The sequence below is a fragment of the Stenotrophomonas chelatiphaga genome (genome assembly GCF_001431535.1).
Lineage (GTDB): Bacteria > Pseudomonadota > Gammaproteobacteria > Xanthomonadales > Xanthomonadaceae > Stenotrophomonas > Stenotrophomonas chelatiphaga.
Window position 1 is genome coordinate 149,416 of record NZ_LDJK01000012.1, and the last position, 14,831, is coordinate 164,246.

The 14,831-nt window shown below is 68.3% G+C and carries 11 protein-coding genes; 10 read left to right on the top strand and 1 reads right to left on the bottom strand.

From position 1 onward, the window contains the following. Positions 1-60 precede the first annotated feature (60 nt). The 6 genes from ABB28_RS04585 (at position 61) to ABB28_RS18175 (ending at position 7,534) form a co-directional block, all read left to right on the top strand. Positions 61-1,197, top strand: coding sequence for an MFS transporter (locus ABB28_RS04585; protein WP_083491931.1), 1,137 nt, complete (start codon positions 61-63; stop codon positions 1,195-1,197). 95 nt (positions 1,198-1,292) lie between these two features. After that, positions 1,293-1,898, top strand: coding sequence for a transcriptional repressor LexA (gene lexA / locus ABB28_RS04590; protein ID WP_057507515.1), 606 nt, complete (start codon positions 1,293-1,295; stop codon positions 1,896-1,898). Position 1,899: 1 nt separating this feature from the next. Continuing rightward, on the top strand, positions 1,900-2,526 hold the full coding sequence (gene imuA / locus ABB28_RS04595) for a translesion DNA synthesis-associated protein ImuA (RefSeq protein ID WP_057507500.1): 627 nt from the start codon (positions 1,900-1,902) through the stop codon (positions 2,524-2,526). Between the two features lie 9 nt (positions 2,527-2,535). Next, positions 2,536-3,954, top strand: a complete 1,419-nt coding sequence (locus tag ABB28_RS04600; protein ID WP_057507501.1) for a Y-family DNA polymerase — start codon at positions 2,536-2,538, stop codon at positions 3,952-3,954. Next, complete coding sequence (locus tag ABB28_RS04605) at positions 3,951-7,166, top strand: error-prone DNA polymerase (protein WP_057507502.1); 3,216 nt, start codon at positions 3,951-3,953, stop codon at positions 7,164-7,166. The genes ABB28_RS04600 and ABB28_RS04605 overlap by 4 nt, the downstream gene beginning before the upstream one ends. A gap of 194 nt (positions 7,167-7,360) precedes the next feature. Next, positions 7,361-7,534, top strand: coding sequence for a hypothetical protein (locus ABB28_RS18175; RefSeq protein ID WP_170184000.1), 174 nt, complete (start codon positions 7,361-7,363; stop codon positions 7,532-7,534). A gap of 147 nt (positions 7,535-7,681) precedes the next feature. Here ABB28_RS18175 and ABB28_RS04610 read toward each other — a convergent pair whose 3' ends face one another. Continuing rightward, positions 7,682-9,706 (bottom strand): TonB-dependent receptor domain-containing protein, encoded by a 2,025-nt coding sequence (locus ABB28_RS04610; RefSeq protein WP_057507503.1) that lies wholly within the window; start codon positions 9,704-9,706, stop codon positions 7,682-7,684. 446 nt (positions 9,707-10,152) lie between these two features. Between ABB28_RS04610 and mdoH the strand changes: the two genes are divergently transcribed. The 4 genes from mdoH to ABB28_RS04630 are packed head-to-tail and all read left to right on the top strand — an operon-like array spanning position 10,153 to position 14,548. Beyond that, entirely contained in the window at positions 10,153-12,063 is a 1,911-nt protein-coding gene (gene mdoH / locus ABB28_RS04615) for a glucans biosynthesis glucosyltransferase MdoH (RefSeq protein ID WP_057507504.1), read from the top strand. Between the two features lie 39 nt (positions 12,064-12,102). Next, positions 12,103-12,762: an alpha/beta hydrolase gene (locus ABB28_RS04620; RefSeq protein ID WP_057507505.1), complete on the top strand. Its 660-nt coding sequence runs from the start codon at positions 12,103-12,105 to the stop codon at positions 12,760-12,762. A 3-nt stretch (positions 12,763-12,765) separates the two neighbouring features. After that, positions 12,766-13,809, top strand: coding sequence for a sensor histidine kinase (locus ABB28_RS04625; protein WP_057507506.1), 1,044 nt, complete (start codon positions 12,766-12,768; stop codon positions 13,807-13,809). Beyond that, a complete protein-coding gene (locus ABB28_RS04630) occupies positions 13,778-14,548 on the top strand; it encodes a LytR/AlgR family response regulator transcription factor (RefSeq protein ID WP_185000308.1) in 771 nt (256 codons plus the stop codon). Before ABB28_RS04625 ends, ABB28_RS04630 begins: the two co-directional genes overlap by 32 nt. The last annotated feature ends 283 nt before the right edge of the window (positions 14,549-14,831 follow it).

Below are 14,831 nucleotides of genomic sequence, written 5' to 3' on the forward strand. Positions count from 1 at the left end.
GCGCATGATGCAACCCTTCCGCTTCCCCCTCCGGCGTTGCCTGGCCTGCTGGTCCCGGTCATGGCGGCCGGTGCCGGCTTCAGCGTGGCCTCGCTGTACTACGCGCAGCCGATGCTGGGCGCGATGGGGGCGTCGCTGGGCGCCAGCGATTCCGCCATCGGCCTGGTCCCGACCCTGACCCAGCTGGGCTACGCGGCGGGGATCGCCTTGCTGGCCCCGCTCGGTGACCGCTTCGAACGCCGGCGCATCATCCTGGTCAAGTCGCTGTTGCTGGGCGTGGCGCTGCTGGCGGCCGGCCTGGCCGGACATCTGCCGGGGGTGCTGCTGGCCAGCCTGCTGGTGGGCCTGATGGCCACCGTGGCACAGGACGTGGTGCCGGCCGCGGCCACGCTGGCACCGCCCGAACACCGCGGCGCGCTGGTCGGCAAGGTGATGACCGGCCTGCTGCTGGGCATCCTGCTGTCACGCGTGGTCAGCGGCGTGGTGGCCGAACAGTTCGGCTGGCGCACGATGTTCATAGCCGCCGCGGTGTCGGTGCTGCTGATGGGCGTGCTGCTGCGTGCCACGCTGCCGCGCTTCGCGCCCACTACCACGCTGGGCTATGGCGCCCTGCTGCGTTCAATGGGCGCGTTGTGGATGCAGCTGCCGCCGCTGCGCCGCGCGGTGCTGGCGCAGGCGCTGCTGGCGATGGGCTTCAGTGCGTTCTGGTCGACACTGGCGTTGATGCTGCATGCCCGCTTCGGCATCGGCAGTGCCGGCGCCGGGGCGTTCGGCATCGCCGGCGCGGCCGGTGCACTGGCGGCCCCGCTGGCGGGGCGCTTTTCCGACCGCATCGGCACCCAGCGGGTGGCGCGGTTGGCCATTGGCATCGCCCTGCTGGGCTTTGCCAGCCTGCTGCTGGATGGCCTGCTGCCGGCGTCGCTGCAGCTCGTGTTGCTGGCGGTCAGTGCGGTGATCTTCGACTTCGGCTTCCAGGCGGCGCTGGTTTCGCACCAGACGCTGGTCTACGGCCTGCAGCCGGAAGCGCGCAGCCGCCTGAATGCCCTGCTGTTCACCGGCGTGTTCATGGGCATGGCCGCCGGTGGTGGGCTGGGCGCGATGGCGCTGGCCCAGGGCGGCTGGCATGCGGTGGTGCTGATGGCCTGTGCCACCAGCGCGGCAGCGCTGTGGGTGAGGCGCCGGAAACCCAAGGGGTAATCGAAGGGGTCAGGTTCCTTCTGCCCCTGGCAAAAGGAACCTGACCCCGTTCCCAATGTCGCTTTTCTGAAAGCGAGGGTGTACAAATGTACACCATGGATCCCATCGAACTCCCTCCCCAACGTGCGGCCGTGCTGGCCTGGCTGCGACAGGCGCTGGTTGCCGGCCAGTCGCCCAGCCTGGCCGATATCGCCGCCGCCTTCGGCTTTGCCTCGCGCAATGCCGCGCAGAAGCACGTGCAGGCGCTGGTCGAGGCCGGTCTGCTGGACCAGGCGCCGGGCCGCAAGCGCGGGCTGGCCCTGCCCGGTGGGCCGGCTGAGCTGCTGCCGCTGGCGGTGCTGGGCCGGGTGGCGGCCGGCCAGCCGATCGGCGCGGATATCGGCCTGGACCAGCAGCTGTGGCTGGACCGCCGGATGTTCTCCCCGCGCCCGGATTACCTGCTGAAAGTGCAGGGCGATTCGATGATCGACGACGGCATCCTCGATGGTGACCTGGTCGGCGTGCACCGCACCCCCAGCGCCCGCGATGGGCAGACCGTGGTGGCGCGCATCGATGGCGAACTCACCATCAAGCGCCTGCAGCAGAGCGCCGATGGCGTGCGCCTGCTGCCGCGCAATCCGGCGCATGCCCCGATCGTGGTCGAAGCCGGGCAGGACTTCGCCGTGGAAGGCGTTTACTGCGGCCTGGTACGGCAGGGCTGAGATGAACACCGCGCCCGAACTGCAGCAGCTGCTGTCCGCCCAGACCCTCTGGCATGCGGGGCGGGGCAGTGCGAAGGAGGGCGTGGAAGGCCAGTCCACCGGGCATCCGGCACTGGATGGATTGCTGCCGCAGCGTGGCTGGCCGCGTCGCGCGCTGACCGAACTGCTGCTGCCCGCCGATGGCGTGGGCGAACTGCAGTTGCTGCTGCCCACGCTGGCGCGGCTCAGCCAGGCCGGCGCGGCGGTGGCGGTGATCGCCCCGCCCTACCTGCCGTATGCGCCCGCGTGGCAGGCCGCCGGCGTTTCGCTGCAGCATCTGCAGCTGATCGACGCGGCCCCGCGTGATGCGCTGTGGGCGTTCGAACAGTGCCTGCGCAGTGGCGCGTGCGCGGCGGTGCTGGGCTGGCCGAAGCAGGCCGATGCCCAGGCCCTGCGCCGGCTGCAGGTGGCCGCCGATACCGGCCAGTGCCTGGGCTTTGCGCTGCGTGACCGCAAGCATGCGGCCAATCCCTCGCCGGCCGCGCTGCGGCTGGAGGCGGTCGGCCACGGCCGGTCCACCCAGTGGCAGGTACGCAAGTGCCGCGGCGGCCCTGCGCCATCGCAGCTGTTTGCCTTGAGGGCCGGGTGAGGCACGCCGATGCTCTGGGCCTGTGTACTGCTGCCGCAGCTGGCGCTGGACGCCGTCCTTCGCCGCCACCCTGATCCGGATACGCCGCTGGCGCTGGTCGGTGGGGCGGCGCAGCTGCGCACCCTGCATGCGGTGAATGCCGCTGCCGCGCAGGCGGGCCTGCAGGCCGGCATGCGGCTGACGGCTGCGCTGGCGCTGCTGCCGGACTTCCAGATGGTGGAACACGATGCGCAGTCCGATGCGCGTTGGCAGCGCTTCCTGGCGGCCTGGGCCTATCGGCACAGTTCGCTGGTGAGCGCGCAGTGGCCGGGCTGCATCGTGCTGGAAGTGCGCGCCAGCTTCCAGCTGCTGGGGCCGTGGCCGGTGCTGCAGGCGCGCCTGCGCGAGGAACTGCAGGCCCTGGGGTTCCAGCACCGCATCGCGCTGGCGCCGACGCCGCGTGCGGCGATGGTGCTGGCCGGCATCCGCGATGGCCTGGACGTGCAGGACATCGCGGCGATGCAGGCCCTGCTGGACCGCGTTCCGGTGTGCCGTGCGCGGCTGCCCGATGAGGGCGGTACGCGCCTGAAGCAGATGGGCATCGGCAGCCTGCAGGCGCTGCGTGCGCTGCCGCGCGATGGCCTGCGCCGGCGCTTCGGATTGCCGCTGCTGGAACACCTGGACCGGCTGTACGGGCAGGCCGATGAGCCGCTGGCCTGGTATGCGCCGCCGGACCATTTCGATTCGCGGGTGGAACTGGGCTATGAGGTGGAAAACCACATGGCCCTGCTGTTCCCGTTGCGCCGCCTGATCGGCGATCTGTGTACCTGCCTGTCGATCCGCGATGGCGGCGTGCAGCGCTTCGTGCTGCGGCTGGAACATGAAGAAGGCCATACCGACGTGGAGGTCGGTCTGCTGGCCGCCGAACGCGATGCCACGCTGCTGTTCGAACTCACCCGCAACCGGTTGGAGCGCGCCAGCATCGACCGGCCGGTGGTTGCCGTGCGCCTGCTGGCGCGCGAACTGCCGACCTTCGTGCCGGCCAGCCGCGATCTGTTCGATACCCGCAACCAGCAGCAGCTGCCGTGGCCGCAGCTGCGCGAACGCCTGCGTGCGCGGCTCGGTGATGGTTCGGTCTATCGCGTGGGGCCGGCCGGTGACCCGCGCCCGGAACGTGCCTGGCAGCGCGTGGAAGGCGATGGCACGGCCATTGCGCAAGCCCCGCTGCGGCCACCGCGTCCGTGTTGGCTGCTGCCCACGCCGGTGCCGTTGCGCGATCCGCGCGCGCGCATCGTCTCCGGTCCGGAGCGGCTGGAAAGCGGCTGGTGGGATGGCCAGGAAGCGCGTCGCGACTATTACGTGCTGGAAACGTCGCAGGGCCAGCAGGCCTGGGCCTTTGCCATGCCGGGCCAGCAGGGCGACTGGATGCTGCACGGCTGGTTCGCATGAGCCGCATCGAAGAACGTGACGATGCCCCATGCAAGCGCATGCCGCGTGCGTGGGAAACCCGCGAACGGCTGGCGGCGGCCAACGACGATATCCAGCACGAAGACGCGCTGCCGGCGTATGCCGAGCTGCACTGCCTGTCCGATTTTTCGTTCCTGCGTGGTGCGGCCAGCGCCGAGGAACTGTTCACCCGTGCGCATCAGTGCGGCTACGAGGCCCTGGCGATCACCGATGAGTGCTCGCTGGCCGGCATCGTGCGCGGGCTGGAAGCATCGCGCGCCACCGGCGTGCCGCTGATCGTCGGCAGCGAGTTCGTGCTGGAGTGCGGGTTGAAACTGGTGCTGCTGGTGGAAAACCAGCGCGGCTACGTGCGCCTGTGCGAACTGATCACCGCCGGGCGGCGTGCGGCAGGCAAGGGCAGTTACCGGCTTGCCCGGCAGGATGTGGAGCGGGTGCTGGGCGGGGTGGCGGGCGAGGCGCTGGGCCTGTTTGCGCTGTGGGTGCCAGGTGCGCAGCCCGATACCGCTCAGGCGCGCTGGCTGCAGCAGGTGTTCGTGCAGCGCACCTGGCTGGCCGTGCACCTGCATCGCGAACGCGATGACGCCGCGCGGCTGTCGCAGCTGCTGGAGTTGGCCGTGCAGTTGGGCATCGATGCGCTGGCCTGCGGCGACGTCCACATGGATGTACGCCGCCGACGCGTCCTGCAGGACACCATGACCGCCATCCGCCACGTGCTGCCATTGTCCGAATGTGGCGCGTTCCTGTTCCGCAATGGCGAGCACCATCTGCGCACCCGTCGTGCGCTGGGCAACATCCATCCGCATGCGCTGCTGCACAACGCGGTCGCGCTGGCGCGGCGCTGCCATTTCCGCCTGGACGATGTGCGCTACCAGTACCCCGCCGAGCTGGTGCCGGACGGACATACACCCAGCAGCTGGCTGCGCGAGCTGACCCTGCGCGGCATGCGCGAGCGCTGGCCGGAAGGCGTGCCGGAGGCGGTGGCCGCCCAGATCGACAGCGAGCTGCTGTTGATCACCGACATGAAGTACGAAGCCTTCTTCCTTACCGTGGAGGACATCGTGCGCTTCGCCCGCTCGCGCGACATCCTGTGCCAGGGACGCGGGTCCTCAGCGAACTCGGCGGTGTGCTTCGCATTGGGCATCACCGTGGTCAACCCGGCCGAAAGCCGGCTGTTGATGGCGCGCTTCCTGTCCAGGGAGCGCGACGAACCGCCGGATATCGACGTGGATTTCGAACACGAGCGGCGCGAGGAAGTGCTGCAGTACGTGTATGGAAAATACGGGCGCGAACGCGCGGCGCTGGCCGCCACGGTGATCCGTTACCGTGGGAAAAGTGCAGTGCGCGACGTGGCCAAGGCGTTCGGGCTGCCGCCGGACCAGGTGGCGCTGCTGGCCGAATGCTTCGGCTGGGGCAACGGCGAAACCCCGATGCAGCAGCGGTTGGCAGAGGCCGGTTTCGACGCGGACAATCCCCTGCTGCAGCAGGTGATGGCGGTGACCGAACAGCTGCGCGACCACCCGCGGCACCTGTCCCAGCATGTCGGTGGCTTCGTCATCAGCGATGCGCCGCTGAGCACGGTGGTGCCGGTGGAGAACGCGGCGATGGCCGACCGCACCATCATCCAGTGGGACAAGGACGACCTTGAAACCATGAAGATGCTCAAGGTGGACTGCCTGGCGCTGGGCATGCTGACCTGCATCCGCAAGGCGGTGGAACTGGTGGAAAGACACCGTGGCCACCGCATCGACCTGGCACGCCTGCCGGTGGATGATCCGCCGACCTTCGCGATGATCCAGGCGGCCGACACCGTCGGGGTGTTCCAGATTGAATCGCGTGCGCAGATGAGCATGCTGCCGCGACTGAAACCCACGTGCTTCTATGACCTGGTGATCCAGGTGGCGATCGTGCGGCCCGGGCCGATCCAGGGCGGCATGGTGCATCCGTTCCTGCGCCGCCGGCAGGGCCACGAAGCGGTGACGTACCCTTCCGATGGGATCCAGGACATCCTGGGCATGACCTTGGGCATTCCGTTGTTCCAGGAGCAGGTGATGGAACTGGTGATCCATGCCGGCTACGAGCCGCACGAGGCCGACCAGCTGCGCCGTTCGATGGCCGCCTGGCGCAGCGGTGGCGACATGAACCCGCATCGCGAGCGCATCCGCGGGCTGATGGAAGAAAAAAATTACAGCTCGGAATTCATCGACCAGATCTTCGAGCAGATCAAGGGCTTTGGGGCCTATGGTTTCCCGCAGAGCCATGCCGCCTCGTTCGCCAAGCTGGTGTACATCAGCTGTTTCCTGAAACGGCATGAGCCGGCCGCATTCGCCTGCGCGCTGCTCAATGCGCAGCCGATGGGCTTCTATTCGGCCAGCCAGATCGTGCAGGACGCGCGTCGTGGCAGTGCGCAGCGCGGTGGCGTGGCCGTGCTGCCGGTGGATGTGTGCATCAGTGATTGGGACAACACCCTGGAAGGCGGCGATGCACGCACCCAGCCGGCCATCCGGCTGGGGCTGCGGCAGTTGGCCGGCTGCAGCGAAGCGGCCGCACGGGCGGTGATGACGGCGCGCGCGCAACGACCGTTCGCCGACGTGGCCGACCTGTGCCGCCGCGCGCGGCTGGATGGCAAGGCCCGCCAGGTGCTGGCCGATGGCGGGGCGCTGGCCGCACTGGCCGGCAACCGCAATGCCGCACGCTGGGCGGTGGCCGGCATCGAACGCGCGATGCCGCTGCTGGACGGCAGTCCGGACGAGCCGGACATCGTGCTGCCGGCGCCCGACGTGGCCGAGGAAATGCTGTCCGACTACCGTGCCAGCGGCTTGACCCTGGGCGCGCATCCGCTGGCCCTGCTGCGGCCGCGGCTACGCCAGGAGCGCGCGCTGGATTCGCACCAGCTGCGGGCCAGCGCGCATGGGCGCGGGGTGCACACCATCGGTTTGGTGACCCAGCGGCAGAAGCCCGGCACGGCCAACGGCACCGTGTTCGTCACCCTGGAAGACGAGCACGGCATGGTCAACGTGGTGGTCTGGTCGCACCTGGCGCTGCGCCGCCGCAAGGCGCTGCTGGGCTCGCGATTGCTGGGGGTGCGCGGGCGCTGGGAATGCGTGGACGGGGTACGCCACCTGATCGCCGGCGACCTGCATGACTACAGCCACCTGCTGGCTGGCCTGAACGCGCCATCGCGCGATTTCCGGTAGCACGGCCGCTAGTGGCGCCCGCTGCCCCGGTAGTGACGGCCGCTGGCCGTCAGCAAGGCAATTGACGGCCAGCGGCCGTCACTACCCCCCTTGTTACCGCCTACACGCAACGGTCACGGTTTTAAGGTAGGGTGCGCAATCCGCCGGTCCTGCGCCCCGCAGCCCAGGTCCGCCGGATTGTCCTTGGAGGATGCATGAGCAAGTCCGCTTCAGTGGAAACCACGCCCGGTCCGGTGCTTCTGCCGACCCCGGAAGTCCAGCAGGCCCAGCACCTGCTTGCCCGCCAGCAGATCGCGGTGGCGATGGAGCGCGCGCGGCGCGCGGCCGACGCCGACATCGCCGAGCGCCAGGCGGTGGTGTCGCGTTGATCGGCAGGTGAGGGAGAAGGTGACGACCAACGGTCGTCACCCACCGGAGCGTCGTCACCCACCCGAGCGTCGTCACCCACCGGAGCGTCGTCACCCACCCGAGCGTCGTCACCCACCGGGTAGATCCTCACCCACCGCGGCCTGCGATCAGAACCGCGCGGTGACGCTGAAGAACACGCTGCGACCTGCGACGAAATAGTCCGTGGCGCCTTCGGCATACAGCTTCTTGTCCAGCAGGTTGCTGATGCCGCCGCGCAGGGTCAGAACATCGTTGACGTTCCAGGCAGCGGTCAGGTCGTACAGCGTGTAGGCCTTGATGAAGCTGCTGGCGATGCCGCTCTGCTTGCCGGTGTACTGCGCCGACAACGTGCTGGAGAAGATCGCATCCGGCGTCCAGTCCAGTGCCGAATACGCCGAGTATTCCGGGGTGTCGATCAGGTTCTCCCCGGTGGTCAGGTTCCTGGCTTCCTTCATCCAGGTGGCCGACGTGCGCCAGCGCCAGTGGTCACCGAAGCGCAGGTTGAGCGTGCCTTCCATGCCGCTGGTGCGTGCACGGTCGACGTTGCTCATCCGCGTCCACCAGTAGTTGTTGTAGTAGCCCAGCGCTTCGTACTCGATTTTGTTCTTGAAGTCGGTATGGAAGTAGGTCAGGCCGACATCCAGCAGGTCGTTTTCAAACGAAAAACCGATCTCGCGGTTGGTGCTGGTTTCCGGGTCCAGCTCCGCATTGCCGGCCATGTAGCAACCACCGCTGATATAGCCCAGCGGATACAGCGAGGTGCAGCCGCGGCCGCCGGACTGGGTCGCCGCCGTCGGCGAATTCTCGGTCAGGCTGGGCGCGCGGAAGCCCTTGGAGATACCACCGCGCAACGTCCACTGTTCGGCGGGGTGCCATACCAGGTAGGCACGCGGACTGACGTGGCTGCCGAACTGTTCGTGGTGGTCCAGCCGCGCGCCGAGGGTCAGCGCCAGCGTCCGGTGCAGCTTCAGTTCGTCTTCCAGGAACAGCGCCCACGTATCCACCTGCAGGGTGGAGCCGGCTACCGCGTTGCCGTCGTAGTCCACCGGCGCCTGGCCGATGGTGTCGGTGTTGGTCAGCTGCTGGCGCTTCCACTGCCCGCCGACGGTGAACTGGTGCTCCACGCCCAGGGTGAAGGGTGAGCTGATGCTGCCCTCCACGATGCGGTCGGTCGCTTCGGAGCGGCCGGTCGGGCCGATGTCGTTGCGGTACTCGGTCCAGTACGCGCTCAGCCGGGAGCTGCCGAAATCCCACTGGCCGTCATGGTTCAAGGCCAGGCTGCTGCGCTTCAGTTCGCTGGCGCCCCACGCACCATCGCCTTCGGCTTCCAGTGCCTGGCTGGCGAAGGACTGCTGCACGCCATGGCCGGCTTCGACGGAAATTTTCTGCGCATCGCTCAGCGTCCAGCTCAGCAGGGCGTCGACATTGCGATCCTTCTCGCCGGCGTACGCGTTGCCGTACAGGCCGCCATTGGAGCGGTCGGAGTCGCGGCGCATGCTGTTGGCGCCGATGCGCAGGCCGACGCGCTCGCCCAGCGGCCCGGAGAAGGTGGCGCCGATCTGCTGCGTATCACCGCGCTTGTCGTCGCCCGGGCGCGTGTAGCTGTGGGTGGCGCTGCCGCCCCAGGTATCGCCGATGCGCTTGGTGATGATGTTGATGACCCCGCCCATGGCATCGGAACCGTACAGCGATGACATCGGCCCGCGCACCACTTCGATGCGCTCGATCTGGTCCGGTGCGATCCAGTTGAGGTCCTGCCGGCCCAGGTCGGGGCGGTAATTGGTGGATGCCGAACTGCCCATGCGCTTGCCGTCCACCAGCACCAGGGTGTAGTTGGACGGCATGCCGCGCAGCTTGATCTTGGACTGTTCGCCACTGGCGCTGAGGCCACCGGTGACGCCGGGCACGCGGCTCAGCAGGCTGGCCAGGTCGTGCACGGGCTGGCGTTCGATGTCCTCGCGGCTGATCACGCTGATGCTGGCCGGTGCGTCCTTGATCCACTGCTGGTTGCCCGAGGCGGTGACCACCACGGTGTCCAGGTCACGGGTGGCAGGATCGCCGGCGGCATCGGCCAGCGCGGGCAACGGCAGCAGGCAGGCGAGGACCAGCGCGCTGGACAGCGCGGTGCGGGCGGGGTGGGGGGTGTGGGACATGCGGGCTTCCGTAGGGGGAGTGATGCCCAGGACGGAAGTCGTGCAGTGCCGGAGCAGCCGGCTCACATCCCATCCTTGGGCGACGGGCGCACGGCGGGCGCCGGCGCGTCTGCGGGTGGGTGAACGGGACTGCCGAAACCTGCCTCTGTGTCAAATGATAACAGTTCGTATTATCGTTTATCTACATGGCAGGTGCGCCAGGGCGTGGCGCGGTTTATCCTGAATGGGGGAAAACGCCGGCTGCACCCTTCGCGCTCGGCTTACACGCCGCGCCCTAGACTGAGCCGCAATTTTTTGAATCTACCGGGTGAGCAATTCGTGGGCTCCTGTAATGAGAGAGATCGGTTGCGGGCCCTGAAGCGCGATGTGCGGAACGGGGAAGCGTGGGATGGATCGTGTTGCGCAGGCAGCACGGCAGGCCTGCGCGTTGACGCGAGGTAACCTGGATGACTGAGACCCCCTCCCGCGTCCGGCTTGATGCAGGCGTGGCGATGCTGCCCGATGGCGGCTCGCCGCTGCCCATGCCCGAACAGGAACTGCACCAGGGCGAGCTGAAGATCCGCCGCCACCGCACCTCGCCGCGCCTGATCGGGCTGCGCCGTGCCTACCTGTTCGGTGGCACCGCGCTGATGACCGCCGCGGCCACCGTCATGATGTGGCGGGTGCTGTCGCCTAACGGGGTCAGCGTGCTGGAGGCCTGCCTGCTGGTGCTGTTCGTCGGCCTGTTCGGCTGGATCGCGCTGGCGTTCGCCAGTGCGGTGGCCGGCTTCCTGACCGCCGTGTTCGACCGCGGCTACCGGCTCGGCATCGACCCGGACGAGCCGCTGCCACAGCTGCACACGCGTACTGCGTTGCTGATGCCCACCTACAACGAAGACCCGCGGCGGCTGCTGGCCGGCCTGCAGGCGATCTACGAATCGGTGGCGGCCACCGGCCAGCTGGCCAACTTCGATTTCTACGTGCTCAGCGATACGCGCCGCGAAGACATCTCGCAGGCCGAAGAGCAGGTATTTGCCGAACTGCGCGAAACGCTGGATGCGCACGACCACCTGTTCTATCGCCGCCGCGCCGACAACGGCGGGCGCAAGGCCGGCAACATCGCCGACTGGGTGCGCCGTTTCGGGGGCGACTATCCGCAGATGCTGATCCTGGATGCCGACAGCCTGATGACCGGCGACACCATCGTCCGGCTCGCCGCCGGCATGGAGCACAACCCGGACGTGGGCATCATCCAGACCCTGCCGGTGGTGGTCGGTGGCCGTACGCTGTTCTCGCGCATGCAGCAGTTCGGCGGCCGCGTGTACGGCCCGGTGATCGCCCGCGGCGTGGCCTGGTGGCACGGCGCGGAGAGCAATTACTGGGGCCACAACGCGATCATCCGCACCGTGGCCTTCGCCGAGAATGCCGGCCTGCCCGCGCTGCCCGGGCATGAACCGTTCGGTGGCCACGTGCTCAGCCACGACTTCGTCGAAGCGGCGCTGATGCGTCGCGGTGGCTGGGCCGCGCACATGGTGCCCTACCTGAAAGGCAGCTACGAAGAAGGCCCGCCGACGCTGACCGACATGATGGTGCGCGACCGCCGCTGGTGCCAGGGCAACCTGCAGCACGGCAAGATCGTCGGCAGCCGCGGCCTGCACTGGATCAGCCGGGTGCACATGCTGATCGGCATCGGCCACTACTTCACCGCCCCGATGTGGGCGATGCTGATGCTGATCGGCATCGCCATTCCGCTGTTCCAGGAAGGCATCGACCTCAACGGCATCCTGCACCTTTCGCCCAGCGTGTACTGGCGGACCCAGGATGAAATCCACGTGGTGCGGCTGTTCGCGATCACCATGGGCGTGCTGTTGATGCCGAAGGTGCTCGGCTACCTGGCCACCCTGCTGGAGCCGGCCTGCCGGCGTGGCTGCGGCGGGGCGGTGCGCATGTTCATCGCCATGCTGCTGGAAACCGTGCTGGCCGCGCTGATGGCGCCGGTGGTGATGTATGTCCAGTCGCGTGGCGTGGCCGAAGTGCTGGCCGGCCGGGATTCGGGCTGGGACGCGCAGCAGCGCGACGATGGCGGCGTGGACTGGTTCGCGCTGGTCAAGGCCTACGGTGGCCTGAGCCTGTTCGGTGCCTTCATGGGCGTGCTGGCGTGGGCGGTATCGCCGGCGCTGGCGGCCTGGATGGCCCCGGTGGTGATCGGCATGATGCTGTCCATCCCGGTGGTGGCGCTGACCTCCTCGCGCGGCCCGGGCAGCTGGCTGCGCCGCTTGAAGCTGATGGACATTCCCGAAGAACGCGACCCGCCGCAGGTGCTGGTGCGTGCCGCGCAGCTGCGCCGCGAAGCGCTGGCAAAGCCGCCGCTGTACTGAGTCGCGCATAATGCGGCTTCGATATGAAGGAGCCGCAACATGCTGCAGACGGTGGAACAGGAAACCGGCGCATCGCCGCAATGGGCAGTCATCTGGCTGCATGGGCTGGGCGCGGATGGCAACGACTTCGCCCCGATCGTGCCCGAGCTGGTGCGGCCGGGCTGGCCCGCGCTGCGCTTCGTGTTCCCGCATGCCCCGGTGCGTCCGATCACCATCAACAACGGCGTGCCGATGCGTGGCTGGTATGACATCGTCGGCATGGACTTCCGCTCGCGTGCGGACATGGACGGTGTGCGGGACTCGGTGGGTGAACTGGATGCGCTGATCCAGCGCGAGATCGATCGTGGCATTCCGGCCGAACGCATCTTCCTGGCGGGCTTCTCGCAGGGCGGCGCGGTGATCCTGACCGCCGCACTGCAGCGCAGCGCACCGTTGGCTGGGCTGATCGCCCTGTCGACCTACCTGCCGGAAGCCGAAACCGCTACGCGCATCGACGGCGCCGTGCAGGTGCCGGTATTCATGGCGCACGGCACCCAGGATCCGGTGATTCCCCTGCAGGTGGCCGAACACACCGCCGCCACGCTGCGCACGCTGGGCGTGGAGGTCCAGTGGCAGTCCTATCCGATGGCCCACCAGGTGTGTGGCGAAGAGATCAGTGCACTCGCTGACTGGCTGCAGACCCGCCTGCAGGCAGGCTGACGCATGAGCACGCCCGCCGCCACGCCCTGGATGCCCGAGCTGTGCCGCCTGCCGCGGCTTGCCGCGATGTGCGGGCTGGCGTTGCTGGTGGTGGTGGTGCTGGCGCTGGCGCCGGACGATGGGCGCCACTGGAGCCTGGGGCGGCTGCTGTCGGCGAGTGGTTTCGCGCTGTGGCTGGCGCTGGCGGTCACCGTGGCGCTGTGCGCGTTGCGCAGGCTGCTTTCCACGCTGCCGCCGCTGCCGGGATCGCTGGCCGCCATCGCGCTGGCGGCGGTGATCGCGGTGATCGGCGCAGGCATCATCCATGCGCTGTATGCCGCCCTCGGCGATGATTTCGCCAATGGCATCGGCTTCTGGCGGTTCACCCTGGGCAGCGCGGCCACCACCGCGCTGATCAGCGCGGTGGCGCTGCGCTATTTCTACGTCAGTGATCGCTGGGCAGCGCAGGTGCAGGCGCAGGCGCGCGCCGAGGCCGATGCCCTGCAGGCGCGCATCCGCCCGCATTTCCTGTTCAACAGCATGAACCTCATCGCCAGCCTGGTACGGCGCGATGCCGTGGTGGCCGAACGCGCGGTGCTCGACCTGTCCGACCTGTTCCGCGCGGCACTGGGGGCGGGCGAGGGCGATTCCACGCTGCACGAAGAATGCGAGCTCGCCGAGCGTTACCTGTCCATTGAATCGCTGCGGCTGGGCGAACGCCTGCAGGTGCGCTGGCAGCGACCCGCTGAACTGCCCTGGCAGCAGCCGATGCCGCGGCTGGTGCTGCAGCCTCTGGTCGAAAACGCGGTGCTGCACGGTATCTCGCGGCTGCCGGAAGGTGGCCTGATCGAACTGGAGCTGGCCTGCGCGGACGGAGTGCTGCAGATCCTGATCCGCAATCCGGCACCGGACCCCAGCGCGCCGGCCTTGTCGCTGTCGCGCGGTACCGGGCACGCGTTGCACAACATCGCCCACCGGCTGGCCTGGCGCTTCGGTCCGGCCGCGCGGATGACGGCAGGCTGGAGCGGGGGCTACTATGAATGCTGCATCGCCATACCGGTTCGATGAGGGGAGCGCCGTGAGGGTAGTGATCGCAGATGACGAACCGCTGGCGCGTGAGCGCCTGCAGTCGCTGCTGGCCGATCTTCCCGATGTCTCCGTGGTGGCCGAAGCGGCCAATGGCGAGCAGGCGCTGCACGCCTGTGCGGAGCTGCAGCCAGACCTGGTGCTGCTGGATATCGCCATGCCCGGGCTGGATGGGCTGGAGACGGCGCGGCATCTTGCGACCTTCGAACCGCGCCCGGCGGTGGTGTTCTGCACTGCCTACGATGCGCATGCGCTGTCGGCCTTTGAAGCGGCGGCGATCGATTACCTGATGAAGCCGGTGCGGCCGGAACGGCTGGCGGCGGCGATCGAGCGGGCGCGTGTTTTCCTGGCCGGACGCGGCGACGCGCAGGGCAACGGCGATGGCCGTGCGCGCACCGTTCTATGCGCGCGCCTGCGCGGTGGCCTGCGGTTGATTCCGGTGGAAGACATCCACTACCTGCAGGCCGAAGAAAAGTACGTGGTGGTGCATCATGCGCGCGGCGAAGACCTGATCGAGGAATCGCTGAAGTCGCTGGAAGAAGAGTTTGCCGCCCGCTTCGTGCGCATCCACCGCAATTGCCTGGTGGCGCGGCACGAGCTGATCGAACTGCGCCGCGGCACGGCCGGGCAGGTGCAGGCGGTACTGCGGCATGGCAAGCAGCCGTTGGAGGTGAGTCGCCGCTGCGTGGCGACCCTGCGGCAGGATCTGCGCCACCTGTAAGAACATCAACGTCAACGTCAAAGGCTGCACGCCGCTTGTTGGCGGGGCGGGGTGGCTGTGCAGGACACGGGGACACGCCATCGCATTCGCGCTGCCGCTCCCACGCTTTGCTTCGCAAACCATGGGCCCCTCCTCACCAGCACCCACACCCCGCCTTTGTTTCATTACTGTCTCTTATACCCCTCTGACCCTGCCGACGACTCCTCACGTTTACATTTTGCTGGTCGACGTTCCATTTAAAAAAACCACAACACTACTACCACGACGATCACATATGTCACAA

Bases quoted from the DNA above. Each gene is read 5' to 3' on its own strand.
- ABB28_RS04600 (WP_057507501.1), top strand. From the start codon at position 2,536: ATGCTCTGGGCCTGTGTACTGCTGCCGCAGCTGGCGCTGGACGCCGTC.
- mdoH (WP_057507504.1), top strand. From the start codon at position 10,153: ATGACTGAGACCCCCTCCCGCGTCCGGCTTGATGCAGGCGTGGCGATG.
- ABB28_RS18175 (WP_170184000.1), top strand. From the start codon at position 7,361: ATGAGCAAGTCCGCTTCAGTGGAAACCACGCCCGGTCCGGTGCTTCTG.
- ABB28_RS04620 (WP_057507505.1), top strand. From the start codon at position 12,103: ATGCTGCAGACGGTGGAACAGGAAACCGGCGCATCGCCGCAATGGGCA.
- ABB28_RS04630 (WP_185000308.1), top strand. From the start codon at position 13,778: ATGAATGCTGCATCGCCATACCGGTTCGATGAGGGGAGCGCCGTGAGG.
- ABB28_RS04625 (WP_057507506.1), top strand. From the start codon at position 12,766: ATGAGCACGCCCGCCGCCACGCCCTGGATGCCCGAGCTGTGCCGCCTG.
- lexA (WP_057507515.1), top strand. From the start codon at position 1,293: ATGGATCCCATCGAACTCCCTCCCCAACGTGCGGCCGTGCTGGCCTGG.
- ABB28_RS04585 (WP_083491931.1), top strand. From the start codon at position 61: ATGGCGGCCGGTGCCGGCTTCAGCGTGGCCTCGCTGTACTACGCGCAG.
- ABB28_RS04610 (WP_057507503.1), bottom strand. From the start codon at position 9,706: ATGTCCCACACCCCCCACCCCGCCCGCACCGCGCTGTCCAGCGCGCTG.
- ABB28_RS04605 (WP_057507502.1), top strand. From the start codon at position 3,951: ATGAGCCGCATCGAAGAACGTGACGATGCCCCATGCAAGCGCATGCCG.
- imuA (WP_057507500.1), top strand. From the start codon at position 1,900: ATGAACACCGCGCCCGAACTGCAGCAGCTGCTGTCCGCCCAGACCCTC.